The sequence below is a fragment of the Actinocatenispora rupis genome (assembly GCF_016861975.1).
GTDB lineage: Bacteria > Actinomycetota > Actinomycetes > Mycobacteriales > Micromonosporaceae > Actinocatenispora > Actinocatenispora rupis.
Map to the genome: position 1 here is coordinate 162,169 of NZ_BOMB01000021.1, position 16,909 is coordinate 179,077.

Here is a 16,909-nt window from a genome sequence, read left to right on the forward strand (position 1 = left end):
GGGCGGTGCATCCACCGCCCGGCCCGGGGACGCGTCAGTGCGGTCGGTAGCTCGCGAGGTCGGTCTGGTTGGTGTACCCGTCCGGGGCGAGCAGCGTGTACATGGTGCCGTCGGCGCCCAGGGTGAGCCGGAGCAGACCGTGGTCACGCAGTACGGTCGCCTCGGCGTTGTGCGGGTCGATCCGGAACAGTCGCCCGCCGGTGACGCCGTACAGGTTGCCGTCGGGGTGCCAGACGAGCGCGCCGTCCTGCGCGCCGGTCGTACCGGGGAAGATCCGGGTGGTGCGCTTGACCGCGTGGGTGTGCGGGTCGAACACGAACAGGGTGCCGTCGGCGAGGCCCCACAGCCGCCCGTCCGGCCCGACGGTGAGCGCGTTGATGCTGCGCGCCCCCGGCACCGGCGTGTACGTCCCGGTCTTCTGCCCGGTGCTCGGATCCCACGAGAACAGCACCGCCTCCTCGGCGATCGGGGTGGTGCCCTGGCCGCCGTCGATGGACGAGCCGCCCCACAGCGTGCCCCCGTCGAACGCCAGCGCGGCGACGGTCTGGTCCTGGACCACGTTGCGGTGCACCGACAGTGCGCCGCTGCCGAGGTCGTACGTGGTGAGCGCGCCGCCGTGGACGCCGTAGCCGGGGGTGGTGCCGACGTAGAGCGTGCCGTCGTGCGGGACGACGGCGACGGGCCGGTTCTGCTGGTCCGAGTCCTCCAGGCTGAACAGGTCCTTCGCGGTACCGCCGGGCTGCCACGCCGTCACCTTCCCGTACGGGTAGATGCCGGCGTAGAGGGTGTCGCCGTCGAAGGCCCAGTCCTCGACCTGACCGAGGCGTACGGATTGGGTGGTGACGCCGGTGGCCGGGTCGTACGCGGCGGTCTGGCCGTTGAGGAACGCGCTCAACCACACCGTTCCGTCGGGTCCGGCGAGCACGTCGGCGAGCGGCGCCGGGACGTACGCGAAGGGCGAGGTCCAGCTGGTCAGCTTGCCCGTGGCCGGGTCGAACGAGAACGTGCCGCCGGAGTAGTTGCCGGCCAGGGCGTAGAGCAGGCCGTCGGAACCCCAGCCGTACCCGATGCCGGCGCCGCGGCCGGACACCACCGGGCTGCCGTTCACGGTGGCCTTGCGGGCGGTGTGCGTGGCGGTGTCGTAGCTGGCGATGACGTTGCCGGCGGCGGTGAACCAGACCTTCCCGTCCCGGCCCGGCGACACGCCCCGGCCCGTCATCCCGTACGTCGTGGCGGTCGTGCCGGCGTCACCGTCCACTATGGACAGCTGGGTACCGGTGGCGGCGTCGAACGTGACGAGCTTCGAGTCGACGTTGCCGAAGAGGATTCCGTTGGCGTAGTTGAGATCCGAGAAGCCGTTGCCGGTCAGGCCGGCCGGCGTCACCTCGGTGTGCGCTCCGGTCGTCACGTCGATCCGGAACAGCCGCGCCTTCGGTGTCGCGAGCCCCACGTACAGCACCTTGTCGACCGGGTCGTACGCGGCGGACCGGGCGTACTGCTGCACCGGGTCGAGCGAACCGTAGTCGGTGTAGCCGGCCGCCGGGTCGTACCGGAACGCGTGCGCGTGCGGGTACGTCCCGCCGTACACGACGCCGTCGTCGCCGGCGGTCAGGCCGTACAGGAACTGCTCGCCCGCGACGGGCTGGCCGAGGTCGTCGACCGCACCGCTGGCCGGGTGGTACGCGTACAGGTGGGCGTTGGAGTAGCTGCCGACGTACACGGTGCCGTCGGAGGCGACGGTGATCGCCCAGGCGCCGGACGCGCCGGGCAGCGGCACCGTCTTCTCCAGCGTGTGGCTGCGCGCGTCGACGACGTTGAGCGCGGCGTTCTCCCCGGCGGGGACCGCGTAGAGGGCGTCGTTGCCGGCGGCGTCCTTGCCCAGGACGCCCTGCATGATCGTCAGCCCGGTGACCTTCGCACCGAGATCGGTGAACGTGCCCGGCGGTGCCGCGTGGGCGGGCACGGCGGGCAACAGCACCGCGGCGAGCGCGGCGAGTACGGCGAGGATGCGGCGACGCATGAGGGACCTCCCGGTACGGCGTGCCCAGGACCGTAGCGCCGGGCCGGTTTACGGTCAAGGCCGTAATTTGGGACAGTCGGGCCGCGCCGATTCGCGTGAACACCTCCGGCCGCCGCGGGCAAGCAGACACGTCAGATCCCCCTCACAGACGGGATTCCCTGTGCGTACGACACGCGGATCAGCCGGGGCCGTGCCCCGGTTCCGAACGCGCCGCACCCTCGCCGCGGCCCTCGCCGCGGGTGCCCTCGTGGCCGGCGCCGTCGCCGTCGGCCCCGCCGCGGCCGGCAGCACACCGCGGCTCGCCACCGCCCCGCCGGCCGCCACCACCGTCACCCTCGTCACCGGCGACCAGGTCGTCGCGACGCCCGGACGCCCGGCGCTGCTGCGGTCCCGGGTCGACGGCGCCCACCAGTACACGACGGCGGACGGGCACCTGCACGTCGTGCCGGCCGTCGCCCAGCCGTACCTGGGGCGGCTGCTCGACCCGGCGCTGTTCGACGTGACCGCGCTGGCAGCCGGCGCGCCCCGCACCCTGACCCTCACGTACGCCGCGGGGCACGCGCCCGTCGCGCCGCCCGGCGTCACCCTCACCGGCACCAGCGGCCACACCGCCACCGGGTACGTCAGCGCGGGGCGGCGGTTCGCCGGGGCACTGCGCGCGGGCCTCGCCGCGGACGTACGCGCGGGTCGGCGGCCCGGCACGGGCGGGCTCCCCGGGCTTGCCGGGGTCCGCCGTACCGGGGGAGGAACCGTTGCGGTGCAACCGAAGTACCCGCTGAGGACGTTGACGGTGCACGTCACCGACCGGGACGGCGCGCCGGCCACCATGTACGTCTTCGTCTGCAACGTGGACGACCTGCGCCGGGTCGACGCCGGCGTACTGGCGGTCGACGGCGAGGCGCGCATCAACGTACCGGCCGGCCACTACGACGTGTCGACCATGTTCGGCCACTACGACGACGGCGGCCGGCTCACCGAGACCCGGCTCGTCGCGCGCAACGACGTCACCGTCGGCGACAGCGGCGAGGTCGCCCTGGACGAACGGGACTCGACCGTCCCGGTCACCGTGACCGCCCCGCGGCCGACCACCCCAGCCCTCGTCAACCTCCTGTACGCCCGGCGGGACGCCACCGGCCGCAGCTTCGTCGAGGCCGCCACCAGCGACGGCAGCCCCGTGTACGTCAACGCGCAGCCGGCGCCCACCACCGGCGCGCTGCACTACGTGGTGCAGTGGTCCGGGCTCGGCACCGACCCGGCCCGGCCGTACCGGTACGACGTGGCGTTCCCGTTCCCGGACGTACCGGCGGACCAGCACCTGACGGTCGACGCGACCCGGCTCGCCGTGGTACGACACCGGTTCTCCGCCGACCCGGCCGCGGGCGACCCCGCCCCGGGCATGCTCTACGCCGGCGTCGCGGACGACGTACTCGGCGGGGTGGCGGCGCTGCTGATCCCGTCGCCGGCGCAGAGCATGCCCGGCACCGTCACGCAGTACCTCGGGACCGCGGACGGCGGCGGGTGGCGGCAGGCCGCGCTCACCCCGGCCAACCAGCCGATGTTCGGCGACGTTCAGCACGTCACCGCCGGCCGGGAGTACGCGGTGGACTGGTACCACGGGCCGCTCGTGCCGGGGTTCGTCAGCCAGGACGGTACGGCCGACTGCGGTGCCTGCGCCGCCGGCGACACGCTGTCGCTGGGGCTCGACGGCTGGACCGACAGTACGGCCGGGCACGCGGGCAGCCCCGGCGGCAAGGGGCTCGCCGCGCACCTCACCGTGTACCGCGACGGCACCTCACTCGGTACGGTCGACGGCCGCTCCATCGTGCGGGTGACCGGTGTGCCGGCCGAACCCGCCACCTACCGCGTCGTGTACGACCAGGACCTCGGCGCGGTCGCCGGGGTCGGCCAGTCCACGGTGACGCGCACCGACGTGTCCGTGCCGTACCGGCCGGGATCCGGTGACCTGCTGCCGGTCGACGACACCTGCGGCGGCCAGTCCGCGGACACGCCGTGCCGGATCCTGCCGGCGCTCACCCTCGGGTACCGGCTGGGCGGCGACGAGCGCAACCGGCTGGGCGGCGCCACCGCGCGGATGCGGCTGGACGTCGGCCACCTCACGTACGGCGGGGCGGGCTCGCGCGCGCCCGTTACCGACGTCCGGGTCGACGTGTCCACCGACGGCGGCGCACACTGGACCGCGGCGACCGTCACCGGCACCGCCGGCCGGTACGCGGTGAGCTGGCCCAACCCGGCGCCCGGCACCTCGCCCGCCCTGCGGGTACGCGCCGCCGACGCGCTCGGCGGCAGCATCACCCAGACCGTGACCGCCGCGTACACGGTGGCCGACCGATGAGGGGCACGCGCATGCGCCGTACCGCGGTGGTGCTCGCCGCCCTCGCCCTGCCCGTACTCGCCGGCGTCACCACCGCGCACGCCGGTACGCCCGGGGCCCGGGACGCGTGCGGTCCGGCGCGACCGGGGCAGGTGCGCTGCTTCGCCGAGATCCGCACCGGTACGGTCCGCGCCGCCACCGGCACGCCCGCCGGGTACGGCCCGGCCGACCTGCGTTCCGCGTACCGGCTGCCGGTGGGCGGCGGGGACGGGCGGACGGTGGCGATCGTCGACGCGGGCGACGACGCCGGCGCGGAGGCGGACCTGGCGGTGTACCGCGACCACTACGGCCTTCCCGCGTGTACGACCGGCAACGGCTGCTTCCGGAAGGTGAACCAGGCGGGGCGGGCGTCCCCGCTGCCGGCCGATGCCGGGTGGGGTGTGGAGATCTCGCTCGACCTGGACGCCGTGTCGGCGGTCTGCCCGGACTGCCACCTGCTGCTGGTCGAGGCGGACAGCCCCGGGGTCGACGACATGGCGGCGGCGGTCGACACGGCCGTCGCGCTCGGCGCCACTGTGGTCTCCAACAGCTACGGCGCGCGGGAGAACGGCGACGCGCCGCGCCTGGCCGGCTCGTACCGGCATGCGGGGGTGGCGATGGTCGTGTCGTCCGGCGACGACGGCTACGGGCAGCCGAACGTCCCCGCGGCGTACGACTCGGTGGTCGCGGTCGGCGGCACGACGCTGACCCGTACCGGGGACGGGTGGCACGAGACGGCGTGGTCCGGGGCCGGATCCGGCTGCTCGGCGTGGATCGCGAAGCCGTCCTGGCAGCACGACCCGAACTGTCCCGGCCGGATGGTCGCCGACGTGGCCGCCGTCGCCGACCCCGACACCGGCCTCGCCGTGTACGACGCGCACGACGGCGCGGGCTGGACCGTGGTCGGCGGTACCAGCGCGGCGGCGCCCGTGGTCGCCGGGATCACCGCCCTCGCCGGCCATCCCGACCGCTTCGCCACCGCCGCCCACCTGTACGGCACGGCCGGGCTCACCGACGTCGTCGGCGGCGCCAACGGTACGGACCGGGCCGACTGCGGCGGCGACTACCAGTGCACCGCCCTGCCCGGGTACGACGGGCCGACCGGGAACGGTACGCCGGACGGACTCGGCGCCTTCTGATCCGCCGACCCGGGGCGTCCGCGACTTCTTGCGGGCACCCCGGGTCAGGGGTGCGCGGCGGTGGCGTACCGCTCGACGGTGGGGGCCAGCCAGGCGACGATCTCGGCGCGGGTCAGGTCGGCGACGGGCGGCAGGCGCAGCACGTACCGGCAGAGCGCGACGCCGAGCATCTGGGTGGCCACCAGCGCGGCGCGCCGCGGCGCCTCGGCCGGGTCCGGACACAGCGCCGCCACGTACGGCCCGAGTTGCTGGGCCATCACCTCGCGCAGGCGTTCGGCGCCGGCCGGGTTGGTGACGCCGACCCGCAGCATCGCGGCGAGCGTGCCGTCGGCCTCCCAGTGGTCGAGGAAGTGCCCGACCAGCGTGGTACCGATCTCGCCGGGCGGTATCCCGTCCGCCGCCGGCAGCCGCAGCTCCAGTTCGGACGCCGCGGCGAACAGCTTCTCCTTGCTGCCGTAGTACCGCATGACCATGGACGGGTCGATGGCCGCGTCGCGGGCGATGGCGCGGATAGTGGCCCGCTCGTACCCGTCGACGGCGAAGCGCTCGCGGGCGGCGGCGAGGATCGCGGCCCGGGTGGCGTACGAGCGGCGCGGTCGATTCTCGGCAGTCATGCCCACGACTGTATGCCAACACGTGTTTGCCCACAAGCGTTGACATCGGTGGGCGGCTCGTCCTATGTTGCCAACAGATGTTGACCAACAACCGTTGGCATACTTCGGAGGACGTCATGTCGGACAGCCGCCCCGTACCCGCCACCACCGACGTGCTCGTCGTCGGCGCCGGACCCACCGGCCTGCTGCTCGCCGGCGACCTCGCCGCCGCCGGCGTCGCCGTCACCGTCGCCGAGCGCCGGCCCGACACCGTCAGCAACCTGTCCCGCGCGTTCACCGTGCACGCCCGTACCCTCGAACAGCTCGACGCCCGCGGCCTCGCCGACGAGCTGGTCGCCGCCGGCGGCACCATCGGCGACCTCCAGCTGTTCCTCGCCGCCGACCTCGACCTCACCACCCTGCCGAGCCGCTTCCCGTACCTGCTGACCGTCCCGCAGTACGAGGTGGAGCGGGTGCTGCGGGCGCGCGCCGAGCGGGCCGGGGCGACGATCGTGCACGACGCCGGGCTGACCGCGCTGCGGCAGGACGCGACCGGGGTGACCGCCAAGATCGGCGTCGCCACCGTCCGCGCCCGGTACGTGGTCGGCGCGGACGGCCACCGCAGCGCCGTACGCCAGCTGCTCGGGCTGCCGTTCCCCGGCGACACCGCGGTCCGTTCGATCATGCTGGCCGACGTACGCATGACCACGCCGCCGACCGGTGACGTACTCCTGGCCAAGGGAGCGGGGAAGGCGCTGGCGCTCGTCGCGTCGTTCGGCGACGGCTGGTACCGGGTGATGGGGATGGACAAGGGCAACGACCTGCCGACCTCCGCGCCGGTCACCCTCGACCAGATCCGCGACGTACTCCTGCGCACGCACGGCACCGACTACGGCATGCACGACCCGCGCTGGCTGTCCCGGTTCGGCAGCGACGAGCGGCAGTCGCCCGAGTACCGGGTCGGCCGGGTGTTCCTCGCCGGCGACGCCGCGCACGTGCACACCCCCGCCGGCGGCCAGGGCATGAACACCGGACTCCAGGACGCCGCCAACCTCAGCTGGAAGCTGGCCGCCGCGGTACACGGCACGGCGCCGGCCGGGCTGCTCGACACGTACCAGGCGGAGCGGTGGCCCGTCGGCCGGTCCGTACTCCGCAGCAGCGGCACCATGATGCGGCTCGCCGTCGCCGCCACCCCCGTACGCCGGGCGGTGCGCGCCGCCGCCGCCGGACTCGTCGGGCGGATCGGGCCGGTGAACCGCCGGGTCCGGGACCAGATCACCGGCATCGGCATCCACTACCCGGCACCGCGCGGCACGCACCGGCTCACCGGCCGCCGGGCCCCCGACCTGCCCCTCGCCGGCACTCGCCTGTACGAGGCGCTCCGCGCGCGGACGTTCGTGCTCGTCACCCCGGCGGACGTCAGCCCGGCGCCGGTCGACGGCGTACGGGTGGCGCACTGGGCCGACGGGCGCCGGGACACGCTGCTGGTCCGCCCGGACGGATACGTCGCGTACGCGAGCGACGGTACGGACGGGGCGGACCCGGGGCTGGCCGCCGCGCTCGCCCGCTGGGTGGGCCGCCCGGCCGCAACCCCGGTCGCCTGACCCAGGTACTCGATGCGTGGCGGCGTGCAGAGCCCGCTCTGCCCACCTCCACGCCTCATGCGTGCGCTGACGCGTCGCGGTGTACCGGGCCGGATCGGCGCATCGGCGTCACGGTGTGCGGGTCGCCGCGGCGGACGTGGCGTCCGCTGACGGGTGGCGGTCCGCGTCCGCCGCTGACACCGTGCCCGCCCCGAGCCGGCCCGAGCAGGGGTGCCGCGTCGCGGCCTGGTGACGGGTGGCGGTCCGCGTCCGCCGGCCCCAGCGCCGGCACCGTGCCCGCCCCGAGCCGCCGCCGAGCCGGGGTGCGGGGCGGCCGGCGACGGTGGCCTCCCAACTGCCGTCGGGTTCGGCGGCGGCGCCCTCGACGCCGGCGGGTGAGCCGGCTCCGCGTGCCCTGGCGCATCATCGGCGCGTGAACACCCCGCGGCCGTACGGGCAAGCAGCTCGTGACACGTCCGCTCGGACGACGAGCGCGGACCGTACACGCGGCCACCGCCGCGGGAAGGGACGACGGTTGTACGCGAGAACGACCCGGGCCGGGGACGACCCGCCCGAGGTGGGCAGCCCGCCCGACGCCGACCGGCCGGATCTGGCGGGACTGGCCGGGCCGGACCTGACCGCCACGTTCGGCCGGTTGTTCGACGAGCACGCCGAGGCGCTGCACCACTACCTGGCGCGGCGGATCGGTACGTCGGCGGCGGAGGACGTGGTGGCGGAGACGTTCCTGGCGGCGCTGCGCGGCCGGCGGGGGTACGACCCGGCCCGTGCCGGCGTCCGCGCCTGGCTGTACGGGATCGCCGCGAACCTGCTGCGCCACCACGTACGCGGGGAGGTGCGGGCGCTGCGCGCCACCGCGCGGCTGGCGTACCAGGCGGGGGTGGGGGAGGACCACGCCGAGGCGGTGAGCGCCCGGGTGGACGCGCAGCAGCGGGTCGGGCAGCTCGCCGCGGCGCTGGCCGAGCTGACGCCCGGCGACCGCGAGGTACTGCTGCTGACGAGCTGGGCCGGGCTGACGGCGGGCGAGATCGGTGCGGCACTGGACATCCCGGCCGGCACGGTGCGGTCCCGGCTGCACCGGGTGCGCCGCTGGTTGCGCAGCCACGCCCCCACCACCGCACCCACCGACCGTGAGGACCGCACCGATGACTGACCGGCAGACCGACCCCGTGCGTACGCTCTGGACCGAGCCGGAGCTGGACGACGCGCTCCGCGCCCTGCACCCCGAAAGCGCGCCGCCCGCCGACACCGCGCTGCACAACGAAACCGTGCTGAACGCCGGCACCGCGCCTGCAAACGAAACTGTGCTACACAACGAAACCGCGCTGCACGCCGGCACCGCGCCAGGCAACGAAACCGCGCTGCACAGCGAAACCGCGTCGCCCGCCAGCACCGCACCGCACACCGGGCCACACAACGAAAGCGTGCTGTACAACGGAACCGCGTCGCACGCTGGCACTGCGGCGCGCGGTGGGCGGGGTGACCTGAGCCGGGTGCGTACCGCGCTGGCGGAGGCGCTCGCCGCCGAGACCGCCGCCGACCCGGTCGTCACGCCGGCGGGAAGGCCGCAGCGGCAGCGGCGCCGGCGCTGGCCGTACGCGGCGGTCGCGGCCGGTGTCGCGGTGCTCGCCGCGGCCGGGATCGCGGTGGCCGACCCGTTCGGCGGCGACCACGGCACCGGTACGTCCCGGCCGGTGCCGGCGGTTCCGGCGGCGGGCACGCTGAACACCGCCGCCCGCAACGTGTCCGCGGGTACGGGGGAGCAGCCGGGGCCGGGCCAGTACCTGGTGGTCACGAACCGGGTGACGACGGTCGGCCAGGCCACGAACATGCCGGGCGACTTCGCGTACCGGACCACGCGGCAGAGCCGTACCTGGGTGCCGGCGGACGACGGCGGTACGTGGGTGCAGGACAACCGCCGCATCGGCGGGACCACGTGGCTGGTGGGCAACGCGGTGGACGCGGCGAGGCACGGCGTCCGGCCGCAGTCCGACGGCGATCCGGACGGCCGCTGGTCCGCGCGCTGCGGCGACTTCTTCGCCGTGTACGCGCACCACGCCGCGCGGTGCGACCGTACGAAGGACTGGAAGCAGCCGACGGCGGCGCTGCTGGCGACGCTGCCGACGGATCCGAGGCGGCTGCTGGCGCTGATGCTGGACGGGCAGCGGCTGAGCCCGGACAGCGAGGACTACGTGCTGCAACGCGCGCAACTGTTGCTGCAGAGCGGGATCGTGCCCGCGGACCGGCGCGCCACGCTGTACCGGACGCTCGCGTTGCTGCCGCACCTGACGGTGACGGAGAGGTTCGCGAACCTGGACGGCAGGCGCGGCACCGCGCTCGGCATCGAGGCCGTCGGGTACCGGCGGGACGTGATCATCGACCCGGCGTCCGGGCAGTACATTGGGTTCCGGTTGGTACAGACCGGATCGGGCGCGGTACCGGAGGGGACGGTGCTGGACTCGGCGGCCCTGTCGGTGTCGGTGGCCGACCGGGTCGGCGACTGACCGGGTGCCCCCGGGGTACGCGGATCGCGCGTACCCCGGGGACCGGTCACGGCCGCAGCCGGACGATCTGCGGGTCGTGGTCGCTCGTCTGGTTCGCGAACTCGGAGTTGATGTGCACGACCTGGTAGTCGTGCCGCGGCAGCAGCGCCGGCGACACGAGCACGTGGTCGAGCACCTCCGAGTTGCCCTCGTAGTCGTACGTGTAGCGCTGGTCGAGCGGCAGCGTCGACGGCAGGTCCACCAGCGAACGGCCCGCGGTGAGCGTCTTCGCGGTCGTGGAGAACTCGAAGTCGTTCAGGTCACCGAGCACGACGACCCGGGCGTTCGCGTCGATCGCCTGGATCTTCCGCACGAAGTCGTGCACCAGCGTGGCCTGCTGGTGCCGCTGCGTCTCCGAGGAGCGCGCGGGCGGCTGGTACCGGCCCATCAGCGGCTGGTCGCCGCCCTTCGAGTTGAAGTGGTTGGCCAGTACGAACAGCGTCTTCCCGCGGTACGTGAACTCGCCGGCGAGCGGCTTGCGCGAGTCCTGCCACGCGCCGTCGGCGGGGGAGACCCGGCCCGGCGAGTGGGTGAGCTGCGGCGCGCCGTTCACCTCGGTGACGTCGGTCGCGGTGGTCGCGTCGCCGGGCGCCCGGTCCACGAACGCCACGCCCCGGTCGGTACGGAACAGGAAACCGACGCGGATGTTGCCGCCCGGCTGCCCGCCGTCGGCGTCGTTCACCGGGTCGATCGACCGGTACGAGTACGTCGGGCCGCCGGCCGCCTGGATCGCCGCGATCAGCTTGCCCCAGGTCTGGTCGGCCGCGACGACACCGTCGTCGGTCGCGCCGTCGTTGTCCTGGATCTCTTCCACCGCAACGATGTCCGGCGCGGACAGGTTGTGCACGATGCCCTCGGCCAGCCGCCGGTACTTGTCGGCCGGGTCGCCGGGCGCCAGGTTCTCCACGTTGTACGTGGCGACGGACAGCTCGCCGTCGCGCTGCGGCCGGGTCGTACCGGGGGTGATGCCGCCGGGGACGACCTTCGGCGCGGCCACCGGGTCGAGCATGTAGTTGCCGAACGAGTAGTCCAGGACGCCGTCGACGGCGCCGGGCAGCGTGTCGCCGGTGTTGGCGGCGGGCACCTTCGCCAGCGCGCTCGACAGGATCAGCCGCTTCGTGTTCGCCTTGGCGTACCCGGTGTACTTGACGCCGCCGTTCGGGGTACGCACCCCGCCGACGCCGGCCGGCAGCACCGGCAGCTCACCGTACGAGTTGGTGGGGCCGACGGCGACCGAGTCGCGGACCTCGACCAGCATCCCCTCGACCGACTCGTACGCGTCGATCGCGTTGTGCGTGGGGTCGAACGTGCTGCTCGCCTCGACGTCACCCGGGTCGTCGGTACGCGCAGCGTCCGGGATGCGCAGCCCGCCCGGCCCGATCAGCGTCGCCGTGGGCAGCGCCTGGTCGTGCGCGTCGACGGTGACGGTCGGGTGGTCGAGCTCGGTGGTGGTCAGGTTCGTCGCGGTGTTCGCCGCCCGGTACTCGCTGACCGTGCCGGCCACCGTGACCGCGTCGCCCCGCGCCACCGTCGGCTTGGCCGAGGTGAACACGTACAGGCCCTCGCTGGTGGCGGGGTCGCCGTCCGGGTGCGGGTCCTGGAACCAGAAGCCCTTCGGCCCCACCGCGGTCACCACGCCCGGTACGCCGACGACGGCCTTGCCGGCCAGCGGCGACCGGTGCGCGGCGCCCTGGATGTCGTGGATCCGCGCCGGCTGCCCGGTCGGCGACGGGGTCGGCGACGGCGACGACCCGCCCCCGGTACCGGACGGGTCGGGCGCGCCGACGGTGAAGTCGGCGGCGTTGTCGTCGGAGTCCGCCGCGGTACTCCGCAGCGCGGCGGTCGTGTTGCTCAGCGCCGGCACCGGGGAACCCTCGGCGTCGGTGACCGGGCCGTACCCGACGAAGTCGTGGACGCCGTCGGCGTGCGCGCAGCTCGCGCCGCAGGACAGCGCGGTGGCGGCGGAGACCAGCGCGACGCGGCCCGTGGTGGCGCTCATCGCGATCGAACCGGTGACGTTCGGACTGGGCAGGGCGGTCGTGCCGCCGCTGCCGGCGGCCTCGCCGACCAGGTACGACGCGCCGGCGGCGAGGCTGCCGGACAGCGCGGTCACCTGCCAGTTCGTACCGCTGGCCGAGGAGTACTGGACGCTCCAGCCGGACAGGTCGACGGCGGTGCCGCCGCGGTTGGTGAGCTGCACGTAGTCGTTGGTGTAGGTGGCTCCGGAGTTGCCGCCACCGCCGTACACCTGGCTGACCACCACGTCGGCCGACGCCGCGGACGCCGTACCGACGAACGCGAGGGTCAGCCCGGCGGCGGTGGTCAGCGCGAGCACGCCGCCGAGGGCGGCACGGGTGCGCGTGGACACGCGAGGGACCTCCTGGGTCGTAGGAGGCCGGCGGCGAGAGCGTCACCACCGACCTCGGCCGCCCCGCTCTGGGCGACCCTCTTGGGTACCACCCGCACCCCCTACGTGTCAGTAGCGCGACGGAATCCGAGCGTTGAACGTTAGCGACCGACCCCGCCTGTCGTACCTGGCGCCTACGCTCGGGACATGGCAGCCGAGTACGAAGAGGTCAGCGTCGACGGGCGGACGCTGAAGGTGAGCAGCCCCGGCAAGGTCTACTTCCCGGCCCGCGGCCTGACCAAGTGGGACACCGTCTCGTACTATCTGGCGGTCTCGGAGGGGATCCTGCGGTCCCTGCGGAACCGGCCGACGATGCTGCAACGGTTCCCGTCCGGCGTCGACGGCGAGATGTTCTTCCAGAAGCGGGTGCCGGCCAAGCGCGCCGACTGGCTGCGTACGGCGACGATCCGGTTCCCCAGCGGGCGCAGCGCCGACGAGCTGGCGCCGGACGACCTGTCGCACGTGGTGTGGGCGGCGAACCTGGGCACGATCACGTTCCACCCGTGGCCGGTGCGGGTCACCGACGTGGACCGGCCGGACGAGCTGCGTATCGACCTGGATCCGCAGCCGGGCACCGACTTCCGCGACGCGGTCACGGTCGCGGCGGAGGCCCGCGCGCTGCTCGACGAGGTCGGCCTGGTCGGCCACCCGAAGACCTCCGGCGGCCGCGGCGTGCACATCTACGTGCGGATCCGGCCGGAGTGGCAGTTCACCGAGGTGCGCCGGGCGCTGATCGCGTTCGGTCGCGAGCTGGAGCGGCGGATGCCGTCGGCGGTGACGACCGCGTGGTGGAAGGAGGAGCGCGGCGAGCGGGTCTTCGTCGACTACAACCAGGCCGCCCGGGACCGCACCATCGCCTGCGCGTACTCGCTGCGTCCGACGCCGCGCGCGACGGTGTCCACCCCGGTCACCTGGGACGAGCTGCCCGACGTGGACCCGGACGACTTCACCCTGACCACCGTCCCGGACCGCCTGCGTACGGTCGGCGACCCGCACGCCGGGCTGGACGACGCGGCGTACGGGTTGGAGGCGTTGCTGGAGCTGGCGGACCGGCAGGAGCGCGACGGCCTGGGCGACCTGCCGTACCCGCCGGACTATCCGAAGATGCCGGGCGAACCGCCGCGCGTGCAGCCGTCCCGCGCCCGTCACGACACCTGAACCGCCAGAACACCTGAACCGCCACGACGCCTGAGCCCCGACGGTCCCGTGCCGGCGGGGCTCCCGTCCCTCCAATACTTTGAATCTCGTATGATATCTTCGTCAGGTAGTACGGGAACCAGAACAGGATCCCGGCGTACCCGAGGAGCCGTCATGGCCGAGCCAGCCCGCCACCGACCGCCCGTACCGGGGACCGTGCTGGTCACCGGCGCCACCGGGACCGTCGGCCGGCACGTCGTCGACCACCTGCGCGCCGCCGGCCACCCGGTCCGCGCGCTCACCCGCGACCCGGCCCGCGCGCGGCTGCCCGCCGACGTCGAGGTCGTGGCCGGCGACATCACCGACACCGACACGCTGGCGCCCGCGTTCGCCGGAGTACGTGCGGCGCACCTGATCACGTTCGGCGGGGCGTACCGGCCGCTGACGAACGCCACGGAGCTGGTCGCCGCCGCCGAAGCTGCCGGGGTCGAGCGGGTCACGCTGCTCGGCGGCTGGCAGGAGAGCGCGCTGGAGCCGGCCGTACGGGCCAGTTCGCTTGCGTGGACCCAGTTGCGGCCGCTGGAGTTCATGGGCAACACGCTCGCCGACTGGGGTCCGGAGCTGCGGGCCACCGGCGCCGTCCGCGAGCCGTACGGGGACCGGTGCAGCGCGCCGGTCGACGAGTACGACATCGGTGCGGTGGCGGCGGTCGCGCTGACCGCGGACGGGCACGCGGGCGCCACCTACCAGCTGACCGGGCCGGCCGTGCTGACCCCGCGCGACAAGGTACGGATCCTGGCCGGGGCGACCGGGCGGGCGCTGCGGTTCGAGGAACTGTCGCCGGAGCGTACCCGGGCGGAGTGGGCCGCCGCGCCGCCCGACCGGCTGCTGTTCTCGGTGCTCGCCGACGCGCCGGTCGCCGAGCGCATCGAGTTCCTCCTCCGGGTGTACGGCGCGGACGATCCGCGCGGGCACGTCGTCACCGACGACGTCGCGCGGGTGACCGGCCGCCCGGCCCGCACGTTCGCCGAGTGGGCGGCGCGCCACGCGGACCGGTTCCGGCCATGACGCACCTCGTGCTCGCGCTGACCGCGATCGCCCTCAACACCTTCTCCGGTACTGCCGCCGTACTCCGCTGGTCGGTGATCCTGCCCGGGATGCGGCGCGCCGGCGTACCGGAGTCGTGGCTGGTGTTCCCGATCGGCGTGCTGAAACTGGCCGGCGCGGCGGGCATCGCCGTCGGCCTCGCCGTACCGGTCGTCGGCCTCGCCGCGTCGATCGGCCTCGTCCTGTACTTCACCTGCGCGCTCTACACGCACGTCCGGGCCGGCGACTACGGCGCGCAGTTCGGGTTGGCGTTCGTGTTCCTCGGCGTGGCCGCCGCCAACGTCGCCCTCGCCCTCACCTGACCACGGCGAACGAACGCGCGCCGGTGCTGCCGACCCGATGCGCCCTGCCCACAAGGGCTGGAACGGTGCCGTTGAGCCGATGCGACACTGTCCACAGTGGACGAGCGGACGGTGCCGGCGAGCTGGTGCGCATCGATCCACTGTGGACGGACGCTGGCGCGGGCGTACTCAGATGGCCTTGCCGGGGTTGAGGATGCCGAGCGGGTCGAGCGCCGCCTTGATCGCGTGGTGCACGGCGCGGGTGTCCGGGTCGAGTTCGGCGGCGAGCCAGTCTCGTTTGACGGAGCCGACGCCGTGCTCGCCGGTGATCGTCCCGCCGAGCCGTACGGCGAGGTGGCAGACGGCCTCTGCGGCGCGTACCGCACGGTCCCGGGCGGCGGGGTCGTTCGGCGGGAAGATGACGGTCGGGTGCACGTTGCCGTCGCCGGCGTGCCCCACCGTCGCGATGACCACGCCGTACTCGGCCGCCACCGCCTCGATGCCGGTCAGCAGGTCCGGCAGCCGCGCCGGGGGTACGCCGACGTCGTCGATGAGGGTGGCGCCGGCGGCGGTGACCGCGCCGTGGTGGGCGCGACGGGCCGCGAGCAGCATCTCGGTCTCGGCGCGGTCGTCGGTGGTGACGACGTCGACGGCGCCGTGCCTGGTGCACGCGTCGGTCATCCGGGCGACGTCCGCGGGTGCGGTCGGCGCGTCGGACTGGCCGACCACGAGCGCCGCGGCGGTCCGGTCGAGGTCCATCCGGTGGTGGTCCTCGATCAGGTTGATGCTGGTGTTGTCGAGCAGTTCGAGCAGGCTCGGCGCCCCGCCGGTACGCAGGATGCCGGCGACCGCCGCGCCCGCCCCGGCCAGCGTCGGGAACGTCGCGACGAACGTCACCGGCGGTGTCGCCGGCCGTGGCCGCAGCCGCAGCGTCGCCTCGGTGACCACGCCGAGGGTGCCCTCCGACCCGACGAACAGCCTGGTCAGGTCGTACCCGGCGACGTGCTTGACGGTGCGCCCACCGGTCCGGACCGTACGGCCGTCGGCGAGGACGACCTCCAGGCCGAGTACCGAGTCGCGGGTCACGCCGTACTTGACGCAGCGCAGCCCGCCGGCGTTCGTGGCGACGTTCCCGCCGATGGTGGAGATCTCGAAGCTGGACGGGTCCGGCGGGTAGAACAGCCCGTACTCCTCGGCCGCCCGGCTCACGTCCGCGTTGAGCACGCCGGGCTCGACAACGGCGAGCAGGTTGTCGGCGTCGAGTTCGCGGATCGCGGTCATCCGCGCCAGGGACAGCACCACGCCGCCGTCGACGGCCGCGGCACCGCCGGACAGCCCGGTCCCGGCCCCCCGCGGTACGACGGGGACGCGGTGCGCGGTCGCCCACCTGAGGGTGGCGACGACGTCGGCGGTGCGCTCGGCGAGTACCACCGCGCACGGCTGACCGGCGGGCGCCAGGTACGCCTCGTCGAAGCGGTACGCCTGCACCGCGTCGGGGTCGGTGACGACCCGGGGCACCAGCGCGCGCAGTTCGTCGACCGGATCCATGCCGCCTCCCGTGGCTCGTGCACGGATGGAACCACATTCGCGGGCGTACGGCCGGGTGGTGACGGCGGGTCGCGGTGCAAGTCGCTCAGCGTGTGGCCGGACCGGCGGTGCAGAGCGCGAGGAACAGGACGAGCAGGGCGAGTGCGCCGACGAGGGCGGCGC

General features: G+C 74.4%; 12 protein-coding genes. 8 read left to right on the plus strand and 4 right to left on the minus strand.

Translation table 11 applies throughout. The features are described 5' to 3' along the window. Positions 1-34: 34 nt before the first annotated feature. On the minus strand, positions 35-2,020 hold the full coding sequence (locus Aru02nite_RS18705; protein ID WP_203659355.1) for a DUF6923 family protein: 1,986 nt from the start codon (positions 2,018-2,020) through the stop codon (positions 35-37). 190 nt (positions 2,021-2,210) lie between these two features. Here Aru02nite_RS18705 and Aru02nite_RS18710 point away from each other — a divergent pair, with 190 nt between their 5' ends. Both Aru02nite_RS18710 and Aru02nite_RS18715 read left to right on the plus strand, forming a co-directional pair. Continuing rightward, positions 2,211-4,373, plus strand: coding sequence for a hypothetical protein (locus Aru02nite_RS18710; protein ID WP_203659357.1), 2,163 nt, complete (start codon positions 2,211-2,213; stop codon positions 4,371-4,373). Next, positions 4,370-5,530, plus strand: a complete 1,161-nt coding sequence (locus Aru02nite_RS18715; protein ID WP_203659359.1) for a S53 family peptidase — start codon at positions 4,370-4,372, stop codon at positions 5,528-5,530. The genes Aru02nite_RS18710 and Aru02nite_RS18715 overlap by 4 nt, the downstream gene beginning before the upstream one ends. A 44-nt stretch (positions 5,531-5,574) precedes the next feature. Here Aru02nite_RS18715 and Aru02nite_RS18720 read toward each other — a convergent pair whose 3' ends face one another. Then, a complete protein-coding gene (locus Aru02nite_RS18720; RefSeq protein ID WP_203659361.1) occupies positions 5,575-6,144 on the minus strand; it encodes a TetR/AcrR family transcriptional regulator in 570 nt (189 codons plus the stop codon). 116 nt (positions 6,145-6,260) lie between these two features. Between Aru02nite_RS18720 and Aru02nite_RS18725 the strand changes: the two genes are divergently transcribed. The 3 genes from Aru02nite_RS18725 to Aru02nite_RS18735 all read left to right on the plus strand — a co-directional run bounded on the left by Aru02nite_RS18725 (position 6,261) and on the right by Aru02nite_RS18735 (position 10,228). Further along, a complete protein-coding gene (locus Aru02nite_RS18725) occupies positions 6,261-7,727 on the plus strand; it encodes an FAD-dependent monooxygenase (RefSeq protein WP_203659363.1) in 1,467 nt (488 codons plus the stop codon). Between the two features lie 514 nt (positions 7,728-8,241). Continuing rightward, entirely contained in the window at positions 8,242-8,877 is a 636-nt protein-coding gene (locus Aru02nite_RS18730; protein ID WP_203659365.1) for an RNA polymerase sigma factor, read from the plus strand. After that, a complete protein-coding gene (locus tag Aru02nite_RS18735; RefSeq protein ID WP_203659367.1) occupies positions 8,870-10,228 on the plus strand; it encodes a CU044_5270 family protein in 1,359 nt (452 codons plus the stop codon). Before Aru02nite_RS18730 ends, Aru02nite_RS18735 begins: the two co-directional genes overlap by 8 nt. A gap of 46 nt (positions 10,229-10,274) precedes the next feature. On the opposite strand, the gene Aru02nite_RS18740 is transcribed toward Aru02nite_RS18735, so the two are convergent. Next, a complete protein-coding gene (locus Aru02nite_RS18740) occupies positions 10,275-12,635 on the minus strand; it encodes a DUF8508 domain-containing protein (RefSeq protein WP_203659369.1) in 2,361 nt (786 codons plus the stop codon). Between the two features lie 186 nt (positions 12,636-12,821). Here Aru02nite_RS18740 and ligD point away from each other — a divergent pair, with 186 nt between their 5' ends. From ligD to Aru02nite_RS18755, 3 genes are all read left to right on the plus strand, one after another. Continuing rightward, complete coding sequence (gene ligD, locus Aru02nite_RS18745) at positions 12,822-13,832, plus strand: non-homologous end-joining DNA ligase (RefSeq protein ID WP_203659371.1); 1,011 nt, start codon at positions 12,822-12,824, stop codon at positions 13,830-13,832. A gap of 153 nt (positions 13,833-13,985) precedes the next feature. Beyond that, positions 13,986-14,879 (plus strand): SDR family oxidoreductase, encoded by an 894-nt coding sequence (locus tag Aru02nite_RS18750; protein WP_203659373.1) that lies wholly within the window; start codon positions 13,986-13,988, stop codon positions 14,877-14,879. Next, entirely contained in the window at positions 14,876-15,220 is a 345-nt protein-coding gene (locus Aru02nite_RS18755) for a DoxX family protein (protein WP_203659375.1), read from the plus strand. Before Aru02nite_RS18750 ends, Aru02nite_RS18755 begins: the two co-directional genes overlap by 4 nt. Before the next feature lie 168 nt (positions 15,221-15,388). On the opposite strand, the gene Aru02nite_RS18760 is transcribed toward Aru02nite_RS18755, so the two are convergent. Then, positions 15,389-16,747, minus strand: coding sequence for an FAD-binding oxidoreductase (locus Aru02nite_RS18760; protein ID WP_203659377.1), 1,359 nt, complete (start codon positions 16,745-16,747; stop codon positions 15,389-15,391). Positions 16,748-16,909 lie beyond the last annotated feature (162 nt).